The sequence below is a fragment of the Holdemania filiformis DSM 12042 genome (genome assembly GCF_000157995.1).
Lineage (GTDB): Bacteria > Bacillota_I > Bacilli_A > Erysipelotrichales > Erysipelotrichaceae > Holdemania > Holdemania filiformis.
Genome location: NZ_GG657551.1, coordinates 83,034 through 98,748, shown reverse-complemented (window position 1 = coordinate 98,748; position 15,715 = coordinate 83,034). Strand labels below are relative to the sequence as shown.

Annotated in this window: 15 protein-coding genes; 11 read left to right on the top strand and 4 right to left on the bottom strand. The window is 50.0% G+C overall.

Going from position 1 to position 15,715, the window contains the following annotated elements; genetic code table 11:
- Nucleotides 1–6: 6 nt before the first annotated feature.
- Together HOLDEFILI_RS00460 and HOLDEFILI_RS18120 are read left to right on the top strand one after the other, a co-directional pair.
- Nucleotides 7–1,932, top strand: coding sequence for an FAD-dependent oxidoreductase (locus tag HOLDEFILI_RS00460; protein ID WP_039863545.1), 1,926 nt, complete (start codon nucleotides 7–9; stop codon nucleotides 1,930–1,932).
- 224 nt (nucleotides 1,933–2,156) lie between these two features.
- Entirely contained in the window at nucleotides 2,157–3,059 is a 903-nt protein-coding gene (locus tag HOLDEFILI_RS18120) for a sugar phosphate isomerase/epimerase family protein (RefSeq protein WP_006057323.1), read from the top strand.
- 70 nt (nucleotides 3,060–3,129) lie between these two features.
- Here the strand turns inward: HOLDEFILI_RS18120 and HOLDEFILI_RS18115 are convergent, their stop codons facing one another.
- Together HOLDEFILI_RS18115 and HOLDEFILI_RS00445 are read right to left on the bottom strand one after the other, a co-directional pair.
- On the bottom strand, nucleotides 3,130–4,380 hold the full coding sequence (locus tag HOLDEFILI_RS18115; protein WP_006057322.1) for a CCA tRNA nucleotidyltransferase: 1,251 nt from the start codon (nucleotides 4,378–4,380) through the stop codon (nucleotides 3,130–3,132).
- Entirely contained in the window at nucleotides 4,377–5,030 is a 654-nt protein-coding gene (locus HOLDEFILI_RS00445) for a helix-turn-helix transcriptional regulator (RefSeq protein WP_006057321.1), read from the bottom strand. The genes HOLDEFILI_RS18115 and HOLDEFILI_RS00445 overlap by 4 nt, the downstream gene beginning before the upstream one ends.
- A gap of 197 nt (nucleotides 5,031–5,227) precedes the next feature.
- Here HOLDEFILI_RS00445 and eda point away from each other — a divergent pair, with 197 nt between their 5' ends.
- From eda to HOLDEFILI_RS00430, 3 genes are all read left to right on the top strand, one after another.
- Complete coding sequence (eda, locus tag HOLDEFILI_RS00440) at nucleotides 5,228–6,190, top strand: bifunctional 4-hydroxy-2-oxoglutarate aldolase/2-dehydro-3-deoxy-phosphogluconate aldolase (protein ID WP_039863543.1); 963 nt, start codon at nucleotides 5,228–5,230, stop codon at nucleotides 6,188–6,190.
- Nucleotides 6,191–6,211: 21 nt separating this feature from the next.
- On the top strand, nucleotides 6,212–7,234 hold the full coding sequence (locus HOLDEFILI_RS00435; protein ID WP_006057319.1) for a sugar kinase: 1,023 nt from the start codon (nucleotides 6,212–6,214) through the stop codon (nucleotides 7,232–7,234).
- Nucleotides 7,235–7,574: 340 nt separating this feature from the next.
- Nucleotides 7,575–8,333: a type IV toxin-antitoxin system AbiEi family antitoxin domain-containing protein gene (locus tag HOLDEFILI_RS00430; protein WP_006057317.1), complete on the top strand. Its 759-nt coding sequence runs from the start codon at nucleotides 7,575–7,577 to the stop codon at nucleotides 8,331–8,333.
- 184 nt (nucleotides 8,334–8,517) lie between these two features.
- On the opposite strand, the gene HOLDEFILI_RS00425 is transcribed toward HOLDEFILI_RS00430, so the two are convergent.
- Nucleotides 8,518–9,153, bottom strand: a complete 636-nt coding sequence (locus HOLDEFILI_RS00425; RefSeq protein ID WP_006057315.1) for a hypothetical protein — start codon at nucleotides 9,151–9,153, stop codon at nucleotides 8,518–8,520.
- A 12-nt stretch (nucleotides 9,154–9,165) separates the two neighbouring features.
- Nucleotides 9,166–11,064 carry a BglG family transcription antiterminator gene (locus HOLDEFILI_RS00420; RefSeq protein WP_006057314.1) on the bottom strand — a complete coding sequence of 633 codons (1,899 nt, stop codon included), beginning with the start codon at nucleotides 11,062–11,064 and terminating at the stop codon, nucleotides 9,166–9,168.
- Nucleotides 11,065–11,245: 181 nt separating this feature from the next.
- Here HOLDEFILI_RS00420 and HOLDEFILI_RS00415 point away from each other — a divergent pair, with 181 nt between their 5' ends.
- The 6 genes from HOLDEFILI_RS00415 to HOLDEFILI_RS19460 form a co-directional block, all read left to right on the top strand.
- Nucleotides 11,246–11,560, top strand: coding sequence for a PTS sugar transporter subunit IIB (locus HOLDEFILI_RS00415; RefSeq protein ID WP_006057313.1), 315 nt, complete (start codon nucleotides 11,246–11,248; stop codon nucleotides 11,558–11,560).
- A 24-nt stretch (nucleotides 11,561–11,584) separates the two neighbouring features.
- On the top strand, nucleotides 11,585–12,940 hold the full coding sequence (locus tag HOLDEFILI_RS00410; RefSeq protein ID WP_006057312.1) for a PTS sugar transporter subunit IIC: 1,356 nt from the start codon (nucleotides 11,585–11,587) through the stop codon (nucleotides 12,938–12,940).
- Nucleotides 12,941–12,963: 23 nt separating this feature from the next.
- On the top strand, nucleotides 12,964–13,278 hold the full coding sequence (locus HOLDEFILI_RS00405; RefSeq protein WP_006057311.1) for a PTS sugar transporter subunit IIA: 315 nt from the start codon (nucleotides 12,964–12,966) through the stop codon (nucleotides 13,276–13,278).
- 156 nt (nucleotides 13,279–13,434) lie between these two features.
- Entirely contained in the window at nucleotides 13,435–14,877 is a 1,443-nt protein-coding gene (locus tag HOLDEFILI_RS00400) for a family 1 glycosylhydrolase (protein WP_039863540.1), read from the top strand.
- Nucleotides 14,861–15,472, top strand: a complete 612-nt coding sequence (locus HOLDEFILI_RS00395) for a YczE/YyaS/YitT family protein (protein ID WP_006057308.1) — start codon at nucleotides 14,861–14,863, stop codon at nucleotides 15,470–15,472. Before HOLDEFILI_RS00400 ends, HOLDEFILI_RS00395 begins: the two co-directional genes overlap by 17 nt.
- The coding region (locus HOLDEFILI_RS19460; RefSeq protein WP_006057307.1) for a hypothetical protein at nucleotides 15,466–15,715 on the top strand (250 nt) is incomplete at its 3' end. The genes HOLDEFILI_RS00395 and HOLDEFILI_RS19460, both read left to right, overlap by 7 nt.

The window sequence follows — 15,715 nt, the reverse complement described above, 5'->3', positions numbered from 1 at the left end:
GAACTTATGAAGAAAGTGTTGAAAACAGTCCTGGCTTTTGGCTTGGCAGCTTCACTGTTAAGCGGCTGTTCGCAGTCTGCGAAACAACCGGAAGGCCAGACCTATCAGGCCGGAACGTATACCGGCATCTCCGAAAATGGAAAAGGGGGAAAACTTGCGCTGACAATGGAATTTTCCGATCAAGCGATCATTTCCGCCGAAGTGACGGAGCATCACGAAACACCGAATATTTCGGATGCACCGTTGGAACAGATTCCGCAACAGATTGTGGATCAACAGAGTTTGAATATCGACGTGATCAGCGGAGCAACGATCACCTCGGATGCGATTTTAGAAGCTGCAGCGGACGCCGTCAGACAGGCCGGCGGTGATGTTGAACAGTTAAAGCAAGCAGCGAATAATACCAAGAAGTCGGAAGAAGTCATTGATTTGACGACCGATCTGGTGATTGTCGGCGCCGGCGCAGCTGGTATGGCTGCGGCGGTCAGCGCTGCGGATGAAGGAGCGGACTCCGTCGTCGTCTTTGAAAAACAGGCGAATATCGGTGGAAATGCCATCGTCAGCGGCGGCTTTATTGAAAACTTGGGCTTGCCGGAAGAACTCAAGGCTGACAATGATGCGGGTTATGAAGCCAGAGTACTGAACGCTTTAGAAGAGGGACCGCAAAGCGAAGAAGAAGCGGCGGTCTGGGATCAATTTACGGCGGAAGTTGAAGCCTGGAAAGCTACCGATCGCACGAAGGTTTTCGACAGTCCGTTATGGATGGCGATCGAAGGAGTTCGCACAGATGGCGGCAACCTCGAAGATTATTTGTATTTTGCGGAAACACTGCAGGAATTCGACAATTGGATCGAAGAGATGGGCGTTGAATGGGAAAAGGCCCATGGAATTGTCGGATACAGCTGGCCGCGCTGGACGAATATTAAAGACTTTTACTTAGGCGAAGGGTATTTCCATTATTTAAAAAAGAACATTGAAGAAAATCAGTATCCGATTGACATTTATACCAGCACACCGGTGACGGAATTGCTTGTCGACGAGGAAGGCGCAGTGACCGGTGTCCATGCGGTCAGTGCGGATGGAACTCAATATAACGTTAAGGCACGTCAGGGCGTCCTGTTAGCGACGGGCGGATTTGCGGGCAATGGCAAAATGTTAGTGGAATACAATGAGCTATGGGAAGGCATGACGGAAGACGTTTTAAGCACTAATACTGCAGGCGCGACGGGCGACGGCATTGTCATGGCGCAGAAATTAGGCGCAGCTGTCGATCAGATGGAAGCGGAAATGATGTTCCCGATGGCCGATAGAAAAACTGGGTCTACAGAAGCGATTGTTGGGAATACGGCATCGTGTCTGATGGTCAATCAGGAAGGTCAGCGGTTTACGAATGAAACGGGAACCCGCTGGGATATTTCGGCGGCGATCTTTGAACAGACCGGCGATCAAGCTTATATTATCTCCAGTTCGAATAACAGCGGAATTCAGGATGGCAGAACACAGGGTGGCAGTGACGTGGAAGCAATGCTGAAAAATGGAAGACTGTTCAGAGCGGATACGCTGGAAGAACTGGCGGCGCAGATTAACGCGGATCCGCAGGCTCTGCAAGCTACGGTTAAGGCGTATAACGAAATGACGAAAACCCATGAGGATTCGCAATTTGGCCGTACAACATTTGAACCGAACAGTGAAATTGCGAAAGGTCCATATTATGCTTATCCGTGTGTTCCTGCGGCGCATATTACCATCGGCGGCCTGGTCGTAGATTATGATACGATGCAGGTGGTTAAGGAGAGCGGAGAGGCCATTCCTTATCTGTTTGCGGCTGGAGAAGTTTTAGCCGGCGAATGCGGCATCGACGGTTCGTTTGCCCAGGGAAAAGCGCTGGCCAAGCAGATCGTTCACAATGTAGCAAAACGGGACTTGAATTAAGCTGAACGTTTATCCAGACTTATAAATGTTTTAAAAGAGGAATAGAAAAACTAGATCGACCAGCAAGATAGAATGAAATCAAGAAATGCAAACCAGGGATCAGGATGAAAAGGATCTCTGGTTTGTTTGTTTATTCGGTGGGAATGAACGGAAGATTTACCCGAAGGTCGTTCAGTCAGAGAAAAACTGCGGTATAATAAGATCCAGAGAGGAGCTTTAATTTTATGCGAGAATGTTCACTGCACTTTGATTTTAGCAATGCCGAAGGCAAGCTGGATCTCAACAAAGCGGAAGCGTTAATGGAAATGGCGCTGAAACTGGGAATTCATACGTTCAATACTTATTGGGATCAGGAGGTGTATCCGGAAAAGGAGGCCGAAGATCAGGAATTTGCCGATCAGATTCACGCGCTGGCTGTCCGGAAAGGCATGAAGCTGTCGTCTTATCATTTCGTCGGTTCGGTGCTGGACGAGGAGGATCCTGAACAAAAGCGGGTTCGTCATTATATGCAGAAAAGCCTGGATATTTACAGTGTCCTGGATCCAGGCGTGTTCGTCGTCCATCCGGGGACGTTCTCCGACGGGGGGTTTAAGAAGAATAAAATCGTTCATCAGGCGTCGTTAGAAAAATGGGGCGCGGAAGAAACGCACCGGCGGGTTGTGGAAAACCTGCGCTGGTTCGGTCAGCGAGCGGCGGAGAAAGGAATTCGATTGGCGGTCGAGAATATCTACGGAGGACGTTTTTACAGTCAGATCGACGAATTGATTGCGCTGGTGGAAGAAGTGAATCTGGAGAACGTTGGTTTCTGTCTGGACGTCGGCCATGCAAACGTGGACGGTGTGGATATCCCGGCAGCGATCCAGCGCATGGGGAAGAAGCTGTACGAAGTACATCTGCATGACAACAATGGGAAAAAGGATCAGCACCTGCCGATCGGTTTCGGGACGGTGAACTGGATCGAAGTGATCGAAGCGCTCAAAGCCATCGATTATCCGGGTACCGCGACCTTCGAGTTCTTCCGCTGGCCGATGCCGGATTATGAACAAGGATTAACCCGTGCCGTGGAAATGTGGCGCACGTTGGAATTCGTTCAGGAAAACGGTTATTTCACAACGAACTGGAATTAACGGCGGGAAGAAAAAGAGCGTCTAATTTCATAAATCATTAAGAAGACAAAAAAGCCGGTTCCCCAGGGATTTACTCCTGGTGTTCCGGCTTTCGTTGTTGATGGACAAAGCGCAAAAGCGCAGCTTTTTGATTCGGAATCTGATCCTCCATCACCGCGTTCAGCGATTGCTTTAAAAGTGCGGAGATCTGAGGACGCGGACAGCCGGCGGCGATCAGGTCGGCCCCGTTGATCGCCAGCTGCTTGAGGGTCAGGCAGTCGTGTCCGCGGATTTCTTCGCTGGCGGCGATCAGGTGGGCGGCTTGTTCAGGCGTAAGCCGGTTTAAGGCTTGTTGGAGCTGAATCCATTCTCCGAATCGATCCGGAAGTTCATGGATCAAAAGCCGCAGACTTACGCGGTCCTGAGGAATCGGGTGATTCTGATAACGGACAAGCTGGATCAGATTTTTCTTATTCTGATTAGAAAATTTCAGCTGTCCAGTCCAATGTAAAGCCTGATCGATACAATAGACCAAAGGCGTTTGTTCTGTTTCCAGAAAGAAACAGGCCAGCCGGGGCAGCGTCACCGGCGGACAGAACCGGAACGTATCGAATGCTTTTTGAATTGCCTGCGGTGATTGCAAGGCAGGAAGCTGCGGAAACAGAACCGCCAGAATTTCATAGTTGTTGGCGAAGATTTCCGGCCAGCGGAGTCCGACAACCATTTTTTCCATTTCCCGGGCAATGCGCTCGGCAGACAACACCCGCAGCAATTCTTCCTGATGAAAGAGCGCCTGACGCGTACCCAGATCGAGTGCAAAGCCTAAGGTGGAAGCGAACCGCAATGCTCGCAGAATTCGCAGCGCGTCCTCATCAAACCGCTGGTAAGGATTACCAATGCAGGCAATGACTTTATTTTTCAGATCTCGCTGGCCGTGGAAATAATCGCGCAGTCCGAGATCCGGATGCCAGCACAGCGCGTTGATCGTAAAATCCCGCCGTGCGCAGTCTTCCCATAAGGAACGTGTAAAGCGAACAGATTCCGGATGACGGTGATCTTGATAATCAGAATCAGATCGGTAAGTAGTGACTTCAATCGGGATATCCTGAATCATGACCGTCACGGTGCCGTGTTTCAATCCCGTCGGAATGACCGGATAGCCGGCATTGCGGAAACAGACGATCGTTTGTTCAGGTAAAGCGGAAGTCGTCACGTCGACATCCTGAACCGGCCGGCCCAGCAATGTGTCGCGCACGCAGCCGCCCACCCACCAGGCTTCATATCCTGCTTCGTTAAGGCACTTCAGGCAGGTTAAGCCGGCGCTGCGCAGCGTGGGATTCATTCTTTATCTTCCTTGCGGATGGTATCCAGGTAGCTGTAAAGCGTAAACTTGGAAATGTCGAGGAAAGCGCAGATCTTATCGCCGCTCTTGGTGATCAGGAAGGCGCCCTTGTGATCAAGAAAGCGCACGATTTCCATTTTTTCTTCCTTATTCATTTCCTTGGCCGGCTTATCCATCCGCTTGCGGCATTCCTGCAGAAGCAGCTCCAGAATTTGATTGACGTCGTTGGTAAATGGTTCCTCGCCAATCTTTTTTTCTTCCTGCGGAAGCAGGGTAAACGCATCCAGGTTCTTTTGCGCTTCCACCAGCGGCGTGATATCGGTATTCAGACACAGCGAACCAATATTCTTCCCTTCGCTGTCCTGAAAGAAAATCGAGCTGTTGCGGATGATCCGGCCGTCGTCAGTCACCATGACTTTATTATAGCGGTGAGTATCGGTTTGTTCGCTGGAAAGAACCTCCAGCCCCCAGGCTCCGCCGCCGTCGCCAATCTTTCTTCCGCTGATCTGACCGTTGCGGATATCAATGATCGTATGCGCGTAATCCTTCGTGTTGTCGTGCAGCACGATCTCGCATTGCGGTCCGAAATGATGTTCCAACAGATCCAGGATCTGAGAAAAAAGCAGACGTTGTTCTTCGATTGAATTCACTGGCGATCCCTCCTTTATTCTCTAACGAATATTGTTTCAGAGGAGTGGTAAATTGTCAAGATAGTCCGAGTGAAACCTAAAATATTTTTAGTATATTACTAAATATCTAAAAAAAATTTAGAACATCTCTTTACAAACCTGGGAAAGCATGTATACTAGAAGTGTATCAACTCATTCAAGAAAAAGGAGTGGAAATCATGGATGCAATTTTAGAAAAAATCAGCCGGATCGGCATTGTGCCGGTCATCAAAATCGACCGGATCGAAGACGCTGAACCCCTGGCCAAGGCGCTGTGCGAAGGCGGACTGCCTGTCGCTGAGGTGACGTTCCGTACTGAACATGCCAAGCAGGCGATGCAGATCATCAATGAAAAGTTCCCGGACATGATCCTGGGCGCAGGCACCGTTCTGACGACCAGGCAGGTCGACGACGCGATCGAAGCGGGCGCGAAGTTCATCGTTTCGCCGGGATTGAATCCGGAGATCGTTCGTTACTGCCAGTCTAAAAACATCATGATTCTGCCAGGCTGCGCGAATGCCAGCGATATTGAAGCAGCGTTGTCATTTGGCTTGACCACGGTGAAATTCTTCCCGGCTGAGCCGTTAGGCGGCCTGAAAATGATTAAGGCGCTGGCGGCTCCGTATGTGAACGTCAACTTCATGCCGACCGGCGGGGTTAAGGAAAATAATATCTGCGATTATCTGGCCTATGATCGGATCGTAGCGTGCGGCGGTACCTGGATGATCGATTCCAAGCTGATTGCCAACGGGGAATTCGATAAGATTAAGGAACTGACGCAGAACGCAGTCAAGACGATGCTGGGGCTGAAGCTGGATCATGTCGGCATCAACGCCACACCGTCGACCTCCGCGGGGATTGCGAACGAAATGGCAGGTCTGCTTCAGTGCGATGTACGCGCCACGTCCAAGAGCTTCTTTGCGGGCGAGACCGTGGAAGTGATGAATGAAAACGGCCGCGGCACGCATGGACATATTTGTTATACTGTGAATTCTGTGGACCGTGCAGTCCGTTACTTTGAAGCGCGGGGTTACAAATTCGTTGAAGAAACGAAACAGTTCGATGCCAAGGGTCATCTGAAATTTGCTTACTTTGAAGGTGAAATCGGCGGCTTTGCGATCCATCTGAAAAATGCGGCATAAGGAAAGGGGTAAATCTCAATTATGAAAATCATTACATTAGGCGAAATTATGCTTCGTTTGTCCACACCGGGCAATACTCGTTTTGTTCAGTCTGATTCCTTTGACGTCGTTTACGGCGGCGGTGAAGCGAATGTTGCGGTTTCTTTGGCTAATTATGGTCATGATGCGTATTATGTCACCAAGCTGCCGAAGCATGAAATCGGCCAGTCGGCGGTGAACGCCCTGCGCCGGTATGGCGTGCATACCGATTACATCGCCCGCGGCGGCGACCGGGTCGGCATCTATTATCTGGAAACCGGAGCGTCGATGCGGGCTTCCAAGGTTATTTATGACCGTGCGGGTTCCTCGATTGCCGAGGCTTCGGTCGATGATTTCGATTTTGATAAGATCATGGAAGGGGCTGATTGGTTCCACTGGTCAGGCATTACGCCGGCGATCAGCGCCAACGGCGCGGCTTTGACCAAAGCGGCCTGTATCGCGGCGAAGAAGCACGGCGTTACCGTTTCCTGCGATTTAAACTATCGTAAAAAGCTGTGGACACCGGCAGAAGCGCAGGCGGTCATGAAAGATCTGATGCAGTATGTCGACGTGTGCATCGGCAATGAAGAAGATGCGGAGCTGTGCCTGGGCTTTAAGCCGGAAGGCACGGATGTTTCCAGCGGCAAGCTGGACCTGAACGGCTACAAGACAATCTTTGAGCAGATGCGCGTCCAGTTTGGTTTCAAGACGGTCTGCACAACACTGCGCGAAAGCTTCTCCGCCACGCATAATGGCTGGTCGGCGTTAATTTATGACGGCGAGGAATTCTATCAGTCCAAGCGGTATGAGATCAATCCGATCATCGACCGGGTCGGCGGCGGCGATTCGTTCTCCGGCGGCCTGATTCACGGCCTGTTAACCAAGAAGACGCAGGGTGAAGCTCTGGAATTCGCGGTCGCGGCTTCGGCATTGAAGCACACGATCAACGGTGATTTCAATCTGGTCAGCGCCGAGGAAGTTGAAGCGCTGGCGGGCGGCGACGGCTCCGGGCGTGTTCAGCGGTAATTTAGAACAATGAATTATCAATCCTTTGTTCCCTCAGGGGGCAGAGGATTTTTTTGTAATGAAATATAAACAAGGGTTTCAGCTAATGGAACTCAAATGAGATGAATACGCCTGCGGATCCTGCTATAATCAATATAGGATTTAATAATTCTGATTGTGTCTTTAATGCTGACAAAGACTTCGCTCGCCAGTCTGAATTATGATTTATTCTCAGTTCTGCTTAAAACTGAGATCTCAATTTTTTACAGGAACTTGAATTTTAATCATGATTCTTTTAAAATTGACACAAATTACTTGTATAATAAAGTAAATTGTGTCAATTTTAAAAAGAGGTGAGCCTATGGATTATTATGTAAAACTTTTAAAGATGGGATGTTTCAGTCGTGAGGATGTTGCTGCTCTTACGCATAATATCCGGACTGCGGATACTTTGCTTTACACATATAAAAAAAGAGGATGGATAACCGACGTTCGTAAAAATTACTACGTGGCAGTGAATCTTGAAACTGGCACGTCTGTCTGCAATAGTTTTGAGATTGCCTCAGGAATAACCGCGGATGCCTGCGTTTCTCATCACACAGCATTTGAGTATTACGGACTGACTAATCAAGTGTTTGCGGATGTCTATGTGACATCTGCTCATCGTTTCCGTTCATTTGATTTCGACGGGAGATACTATCGGCGTGTATCTCCAAAAATAAATTTAGGGATTCGACAGTCCGGACGGATTCGAGTCACAGATCTTGAGCGCACGATTGCGGATAACATTAAGGATTTTGATAAAATCGGCGGCCTTGAAGAACTGCTGCGCTGCCTTTCCATGATCACTGTTGTGAATGAGGAAAATTTGATTGCGGTCTTAACGGCGTTTGATAATCAATTTCTATGGCAGAAAGCAGGCTTCTTTTGTACGTTTTTCCCGAATATGAAATTGAGCCCAAAATTCTTTGAACTCTGCAGGAAAGAATATCGGAAAAGCTGTCGCTATCTCTATGAAGACTGTAAAAATGAGAGCCCGGTATTGGATGTAAAATGGAATCTGTATGTTCCCAGAAATATTGAAAAACTATTAGATAAAGGAGGTCTTTCGTTTGTTTGAGGTCAACAGAACAGAACTCGCAGATCAGGCCAGAACGATGAATTTCGTGCGTGATACGCTCGAAAAGGTCTTAAGACTGACAGAAATTTTAAATTATTTAGTTTTTTCATCCCACACGTTCTGGTGATAAAACTTTAAGAAAAAATCATACATCCCAGATATACTCATTACGGACAGCTGCGGATCAGCCTTTCATAAAAATCAGATCTAACAGATGAAAACGCTCGATATTCAAAGAACCCAGCGCTTGATAACAGCTGTTGCAGTAGGCGACCACTTGCTTGTCGGGATAGTAACCAGCCTGAGCTTGCAAGAGCTTTTGCTGCTTGGCAGAATCCAGAATTTTTACCTGAGCCTGCAGCGATTTAAAGTAAGCCGGTGCGCTCTGCCGATTTCGATCGCTGATCGGATTCATCAGAAGGGTACCGCAGGTGGGCGGTGCTGCCTCATCCATTTCATGCACAGCATAATTCATTCTCGTCAGCAGGCCGCGGACCTGACGGCGCAGAGAGGCATCTGCCCGGGCACAGTCCTGGACTGTGATTGCCTGTTGGCGCGCATCAGGCCAGCAAAACTCACAATCCTGCTCCAACAAGTCATAAAGCGTTATGACTGAACAAGAAGGAAATCGTTCTCTAAGAATCGCTGTGCAGCTAAGACAGACCGTGACCAACGTATCGCCGGACTGAAATTTCAATCCCTCCCTGCGGCAGCAGCCTGTCGTTTCAGCGTTCCAGCGGCCTTTAAGATAATCCCTTATTTCAGCGGCAGTTTGCGGATGGGTAGCCTGAAACTGACAGCTGGGAAAGGTAGTGAACATCGAATCCCTCCTTTAGAACTGGCTGAACTTTGCCATAAATTCATCATAATTCCTCGTTTCCAACAATTCAAAAGCCAGATGACTATTTTGAATAATTTTGGAGATTTTATCAAAGAAAATCCGTGTCAATGCCTGATTCTCATTGATACAGACCAAGAAAATAATCTGAACCGGTTTCGCGTTCCACGTCACCGGTTTTTTCAGCTTGCAGATGGAAATAAAATTAGGCAGCTGTTCCGGGTTTAACGGATGCGGAATCGCAATTTTATTGTTATATTCGGTTGTCCCCATGCGCTCCCGGGCGGCGACGGAATCATAGAAATCCGCAGGCAGCGGCAAACTTTTTTGAATGTGTTCAATTTGCTTCATCAAGGCTTCCTGACGTGAAGAAGCGCTGATTTCCAGATACAGCTCAGGACGGATCAGTTTGTCCAGATGAAACTTCTCGTTCAGATTGTTCAGCATCAGGCGAAGGATATGCAGATCATTCTCCGAAAGACTCGGCTGGATTTTTAACGTCGGCTTATCGAAACGCAGATTTACTTCCGTCGCGTTAAGAATGACGTCGAACTTTTTTAACTCCTCCGCATCCAGCGATTTCGCATCAAACAGCTTGATCAGATTGATAAAATCCGCCAGTGTTTTGTTCAGCCGGTAAGCGATCAGCTTAAACAAACTGGAAATATCGTTGGAAATCACGGCGATATTCACTTTCACCCGCGCTTCCGGTCCCCGCTCCAAAGCCAGCGCGATGTGCAGTGTGAAGTACATGATTTCTTCCTCAGACACGGCGATGCCGTACTTCCTGGGAATAAACGACAGGCCGCAGACCGCCAGTTCGTTGGCGAACGGAAATTCGTCGCGGATCGATGACAGATTCGACTGCGTAACCTGCATATTGTTATCCAGCCGGTGCAGAAACGGTACGATGTGCGTTAAGAGATTCGCCCGTAAATCCTTGTCCTCAAACAAATCGATTTTGGACAGCTTCAAGATATTGCGCAGAAATAAATTATAAAAGATCACGGCATCCTGCGGCAGATCTTCACTCAGACTTTCATGATCGGCGTTGATTTTCTTTTTTCCGTTGATATGGAACGCAAAATAACACAGCTCCGCCTCCGGCAGCGACACATGGAAAATTTCCTCGATCGAACGGTTGATATCAATCGCCGTTTTGTATTCCAGCGACTGGCGCATGGCTTCGCTGACTTCCTGGTTGATGAGGTTGTTGGTTTCCACGCGGTTGATCGCGATCAGGATATGCAGCGACAGGGCACTGCAGGAATCGGCGGTGATTGAAATGTTGGCATTCATCAGCGATTCTGCGATGACGTGCTGAATCAGGCTCAGCTGGCTGGATTTATACATCGTTTCCTGCGGCAGGAAGTCGATGATTCCGCTGATCGACGCTTCCTTGGACAAACATCGGCGGATATCCTTTTCCTTGCCGGTGATCCGATAGCCGCTGCTGTGGCTGTGCTGCAGGGTCAGATGATAGCGTTCCAGCGTCGGCTTCAGCTCCTTGAGATCCTTGCGCAGCGAGGAAGGAGAAATATAAATTTCATCAGCCAGATCATATAAATTGAGATATTCGTTTTCTGTGATCAGCCGGGCAAGCAGATACTTTTTGCGGTTTTCCGGAGAGCCGACGCCGTCCCCTTCCCCCACGCTTAAAGACTGGACATAATGATTGAATTTATCCGGATCGTAGACGATCAGCACCGATCCCGATCCGCGCTTGATTAAAATATCAGCCCCGTTTTCCATCAATTCATCCTTGAGCTGATTGATGTATTTCAACAATGTCTTGACGCTGACGTTCAGCATAAAAGCCAGCGCTGAGCTGGACAGCGGTTCCGAGGAAGCCATCAGCTTCTGAAGCAGGACCAGCCGGTCTTTTTCGTACATAAAACGCCCCTCTTTTCTTTTCCATTATAAACAATTATAAAATTTGAAATTGTCTTTATCTTCTTTAACACAAAGGTAAATTCTTCAAATAAAGTTTACCTTTTCGATAGGGAATTCCTTTCCTACACCGATTTCTTTCCGGTGGTATAAATAAGTCAGAAACCAAGAGGAGGGATACGCAATGAACATTTTACTGGTCTGTGCCTGTGGTTCCAGCACCAGCGTCGTCTTGCAGAAAATGAAAGAAAACCTGACAGAGGATGAACCGTGGACAATTGAAGCGAAGTCGCTGTCGGATGCGAAGAAGGTCATGGGAAAATATGACTATGTCCTGCTGGCGCCGCAGATTCGCTATCAGATCAAAACGGTGCAGAGTCTGGCCGAGCCGTATGAGGGCTTAACGGTCATGAACATTGAACCGGCAGACTTCGGCCGCTGCAACGGTAAGGCGATTCTGGATCAGATTCGCCGCAGCGAACAGGCGAAACAAAAATAAAAGGGAAAAGGGGGACTTTATTCCATGGCGAAACAACAGCATGAAAAAAAGAAATTCCTCGACCGGTTTGAAGAATTATGTATGCCGATGGCGACCTTCTTCGGAACCGAACCGCACTTTCTGGCACTGCGCGACGGCGTCGTCAGCGCGCTGCCGTTTACGTTTGTCGGCGGCATTGCTTTCTTAATCTATAAGTGCCCGTGGCAGGAAGGCTACGCGACCGGCGTTGGTTTCTTTGATGCCTTTATGAACGCCTGGTTCCAGATGTCGACGAACTTCAAGGACATCTGTTACGCGCCGTATGGAGCGACGCTGGGCATCATCTCGATTTTTATCTGTTTCACCGTAGCGTATTCGCTGGCCGAGCATTATAAAAAGAACGCCGTCAATTTCGCGGTGTGCGCGACCTCGATTTATCTGTTGATCGCCTCGCCGGTCATTTCCGGCGCGATGTCGATTGCCTATCTGGGCTCCGTCGGCATTCTGGTCGCCTGTCTGGTCGCCCTGGGATCGGTGGAAATCATGCGGATTTCGATTGAGAAGGGCTGGACGATTCACATGCCGCCCAGCGTCCCGCAGGTCATTGAGAATACGTTCAGTACGATTTTCCCGTATGTCTACGCGTTGATACTCTTCTATGCGCTGAGCGTGATTTCCCAGCTGGCTTTCGGCAAGCTGCTGCCGGAGCTGTGGCAGTACATCTTCACGTTAATTACCGTAGCAGTGGAAAATCCGGTCGCCGTCACCGTGCTGACCGCGTTTGAAAACCTGTTGTTCTCGTTCGGCATTCATCCGACGACGGTCGTCGGGCCGCTTCTGGATCCGCTCCAGCTGGTCACGCTGACTGCCAATGCCGAAGCCTTCGCGGCCGGTACCGCACTGAACGCCCTGCCGCACGTCTATACCCAGTCGTTCTGGGCGTATTATTCCTGCATTGGCGGGGCGGGCTCCACGCTGGCCTTGTGCGCAATGTGCGTCAAGAGTAAGTCGAAACAGCTCAGCGCCGTCGGCAAGGTGGCGATCGTCCCGTCGCTGTTCAACATTAACGAGCCGGTGATCTTCGGCCTGCCGATCTTCTTGAATCCGATTCTGGTCATTCCGTTCATGTTAGCGCCGTCTGCCAATATCCTGCTGGGCTGGCTGTGCACCTCGCTGGGGCTGGTCAATCATTCGTTCCTGTTTTTGACCTCGACAACGCCGACCGTGCTGGGCGCGTTCATCTCGACGCTGGACTGGCGCTCCTGCCTGTTAGTCATCGTGATGTTCGCCATCGACTGGGTGATCTATTATCCGTTCTTCAAAATTTATGAAAAACGCTGCATCGAGCAGGAAAACGGGGAAGCGGCTGAATTAGAAGCGTCCGCCCACGCATCCGCATAAGACAAAAGAAACGAGGCAGAAACATGACCGATATCAAAATGACAGCTTTTGAAATTATCTCGTATGCCGGGGACGCAAAAAGCTCCGCTTACGAAGCGCTGGAGGCGGCGAAACAGAACGATCACGCCGGCTATGAAGCGAAGATGGAAGAAGCGGAAAATAAAATTAACGAGGCTCACAAAGCGCAGTACGCGATGCTTCAGGAGGAGGCTGCCGGACAGATGCACGCCGAGTTTTCGATCATCGTCGTGCATGCTCAGGATCATTTGATGACGACAATGGCGACGATCGATCTGATCAAAGAACTCAGCGAACTGTATTTCCTGCGGCACGCATAAACGACAGACCGCTGCCTGCATCCCAGGCAGCTTCTTTTCCAATCAGGCTGTTTCAGGCTCAACAATCAAGCGGCGGAAAGCCCAGCAGGATGTCGGAAAAAACACACGAGTGCGAAATGTGAAAGTGAAAATTGAAATGTGAATAAGGAGGAAGCGATGAAACACGGATTTCCAGACAATTTTTTATGGGGCGGCGCCATCGCGGCCAACCAGGCGGAAGGCGCGTGGAACGAAGGCGGCAAAGGGCTGTCCGTTCCGGACGTAGACTGGCACAATCCCCATTTAGTCCGCGGTGGCAAGCGCGACGCGGATTCAGAAATGACCAGCATTCGGTTAAACGAATTATTAGCGATCGAGGAGGACTGGCAGTTCCCCAAGCGCAGCGGCATTGATTTTTATCATACCTACAAGGATGATCTGGCGCTGATGAAGCAGCTGGGACTGAAAGCCTTCCGTACTTCGATCAACTGGGCGCGGATCTATCCCAACGGCGACGATGCGCAGCCTAATGAAGAAGGCCTGCAATTCTACGACGACCTGATCGACACGATTGTGGCCAGCGGCATGGAGCCGATCATCACGCTGTTTCACTACGAACTGCCGTTAAAGCTGGTGACGGAATACGGCGGATGGCGCGATAAACGCCTGATCGAATTTTACGCCCGCTTTGCCCGGACTTGTTTTGAGCGCTATCGGGGAAAGGTGAAATATTGGATTCTGATCAATCAGATTAATCTGATTTATGTCGAATCGTTTAATTCCCTGGGAATTTTGTGCGATCAGGCCGACAACCTGGAAGAAGCGAAATACCAGGCAATTCACAATCAGTTTGTCGCCTGTTCGCTGGCGACCAAGCTGGGACGGGAGATGGATCCGGAATTCAAGCTCGGTATGATGATTTCTGATCATAACTGCTATCCGGAAACCGCGTCGCCGGAGGATGTGTTCAGCACCCTGCAGAAGAATCAGATGAGTCAGTTCTTCTATGGCGACGTGCGCATCCGCGGACAGTATCCGGGGTATGCACTGCGGTATTTTGAGGATCATCAGCTGAACATCGCGATGACGGAGGAGGAACTGGATCTGATTCACAGCTATACTGCCGATTATATGGCATTCAGCTATTATTACTCGCGGATGAATTCAGCGGTTCACAACACAGCGGATCTGAATGATATCTCCCGCAATCCGCTGCTTCCGGCTTCGATTTGGGGCTGGTGCGTCGATCCGCTGGGATTGCGCAATTCACTCAACGTGTACTATGACCGCTACCAGCTGCCGCTGATGATCGCGGAGAATGGACTGGGAGCGCTGGATGAGCTGAAAGCAGGAACGGTCGAGGATGATTACCGGATTGATTATCTGCGGGCGCATCTCAAGGCAATCAAGGAAGCGATCCGCGACGGCGTCGAAGTGTTCGCTTACTGCGCGTGGGGACCGATCGATATCGTCAGCTGCACGACCAATGAAATGTCCAAGCGCTATGGCTTTGTGTATGTCGATCTGAATGACGACGGCACCGGCAGCCGGAAACGGTTTAAGAAAAAGAGCTTTGACTGGTATAAGCGGGTGATTGAAACGAATGGAGCGGATCTCTAGTCTGTCGTGGAAGACAGCGGTTCTGGCAGCGCTGGCTGGAGTGGGCATCGGCGCGGGCGTCGGCTTGATCTTAAACGCGAATATCGGTTCGGACACGGTCACGGTTTTCCAGGATGGGCTGCATTGCCAGCTGCATATCAGCTATGGCCAGGCGTCGCGGCTGTACAATCTGGTTTTGATCGCGGCGGCGTTTTTGACAGCGCGGAACTACTTTGGGTCCGGCACTGTGATTTCAGCGCTGGTCACTGGCTTCGCGATTGACGGCACAGTGGTGCTGACCGGCGGTCTGATCGCCGGAATCAGTCTGCCCGGACGCCTGCTTGTCTTCCTTATCGGGCAGACAGTGTACGCTTTCAGTCTGGCGATGCTGATCCGCTGTCAGCTGGGCATGAATGGACTGGACAGCCTGCTTCATGCAGCACAGGCCCGGTTGGGCATATCGTATTCGATTCTGCGCTGGGGCGCGGATCTGGCGCTGACGGTGCTGGGCTGTCTGGCCGGCGGTATCGCGGGCGTCGGTACGGTGATTTCCATTGTCACGACCGGTCCGCTGATTCATCGGTTTCAAAGGGGAAGGAGAACTCAGCCATGTTGAAATTGATTTTGTTGTCAGTCCTGGGCGTTATGGGGCTGGCTCTGCCGCTCACGCTGATTCTCACAGCGAAAGAGAAACCGAAAATCCCAGGCGTCTTGTTGGGAGTCGCATTTTATTTAACCGCGAATCTGTTTTTGAATGTGTTCAAAAATGCCTGGTCGCTGAATCTGGATACGCCCGCCTCCACGGTCTTTTATTTGATAACGGCGGTCTTGACCTGGACGCTGACCGCCGCGTTGTGTA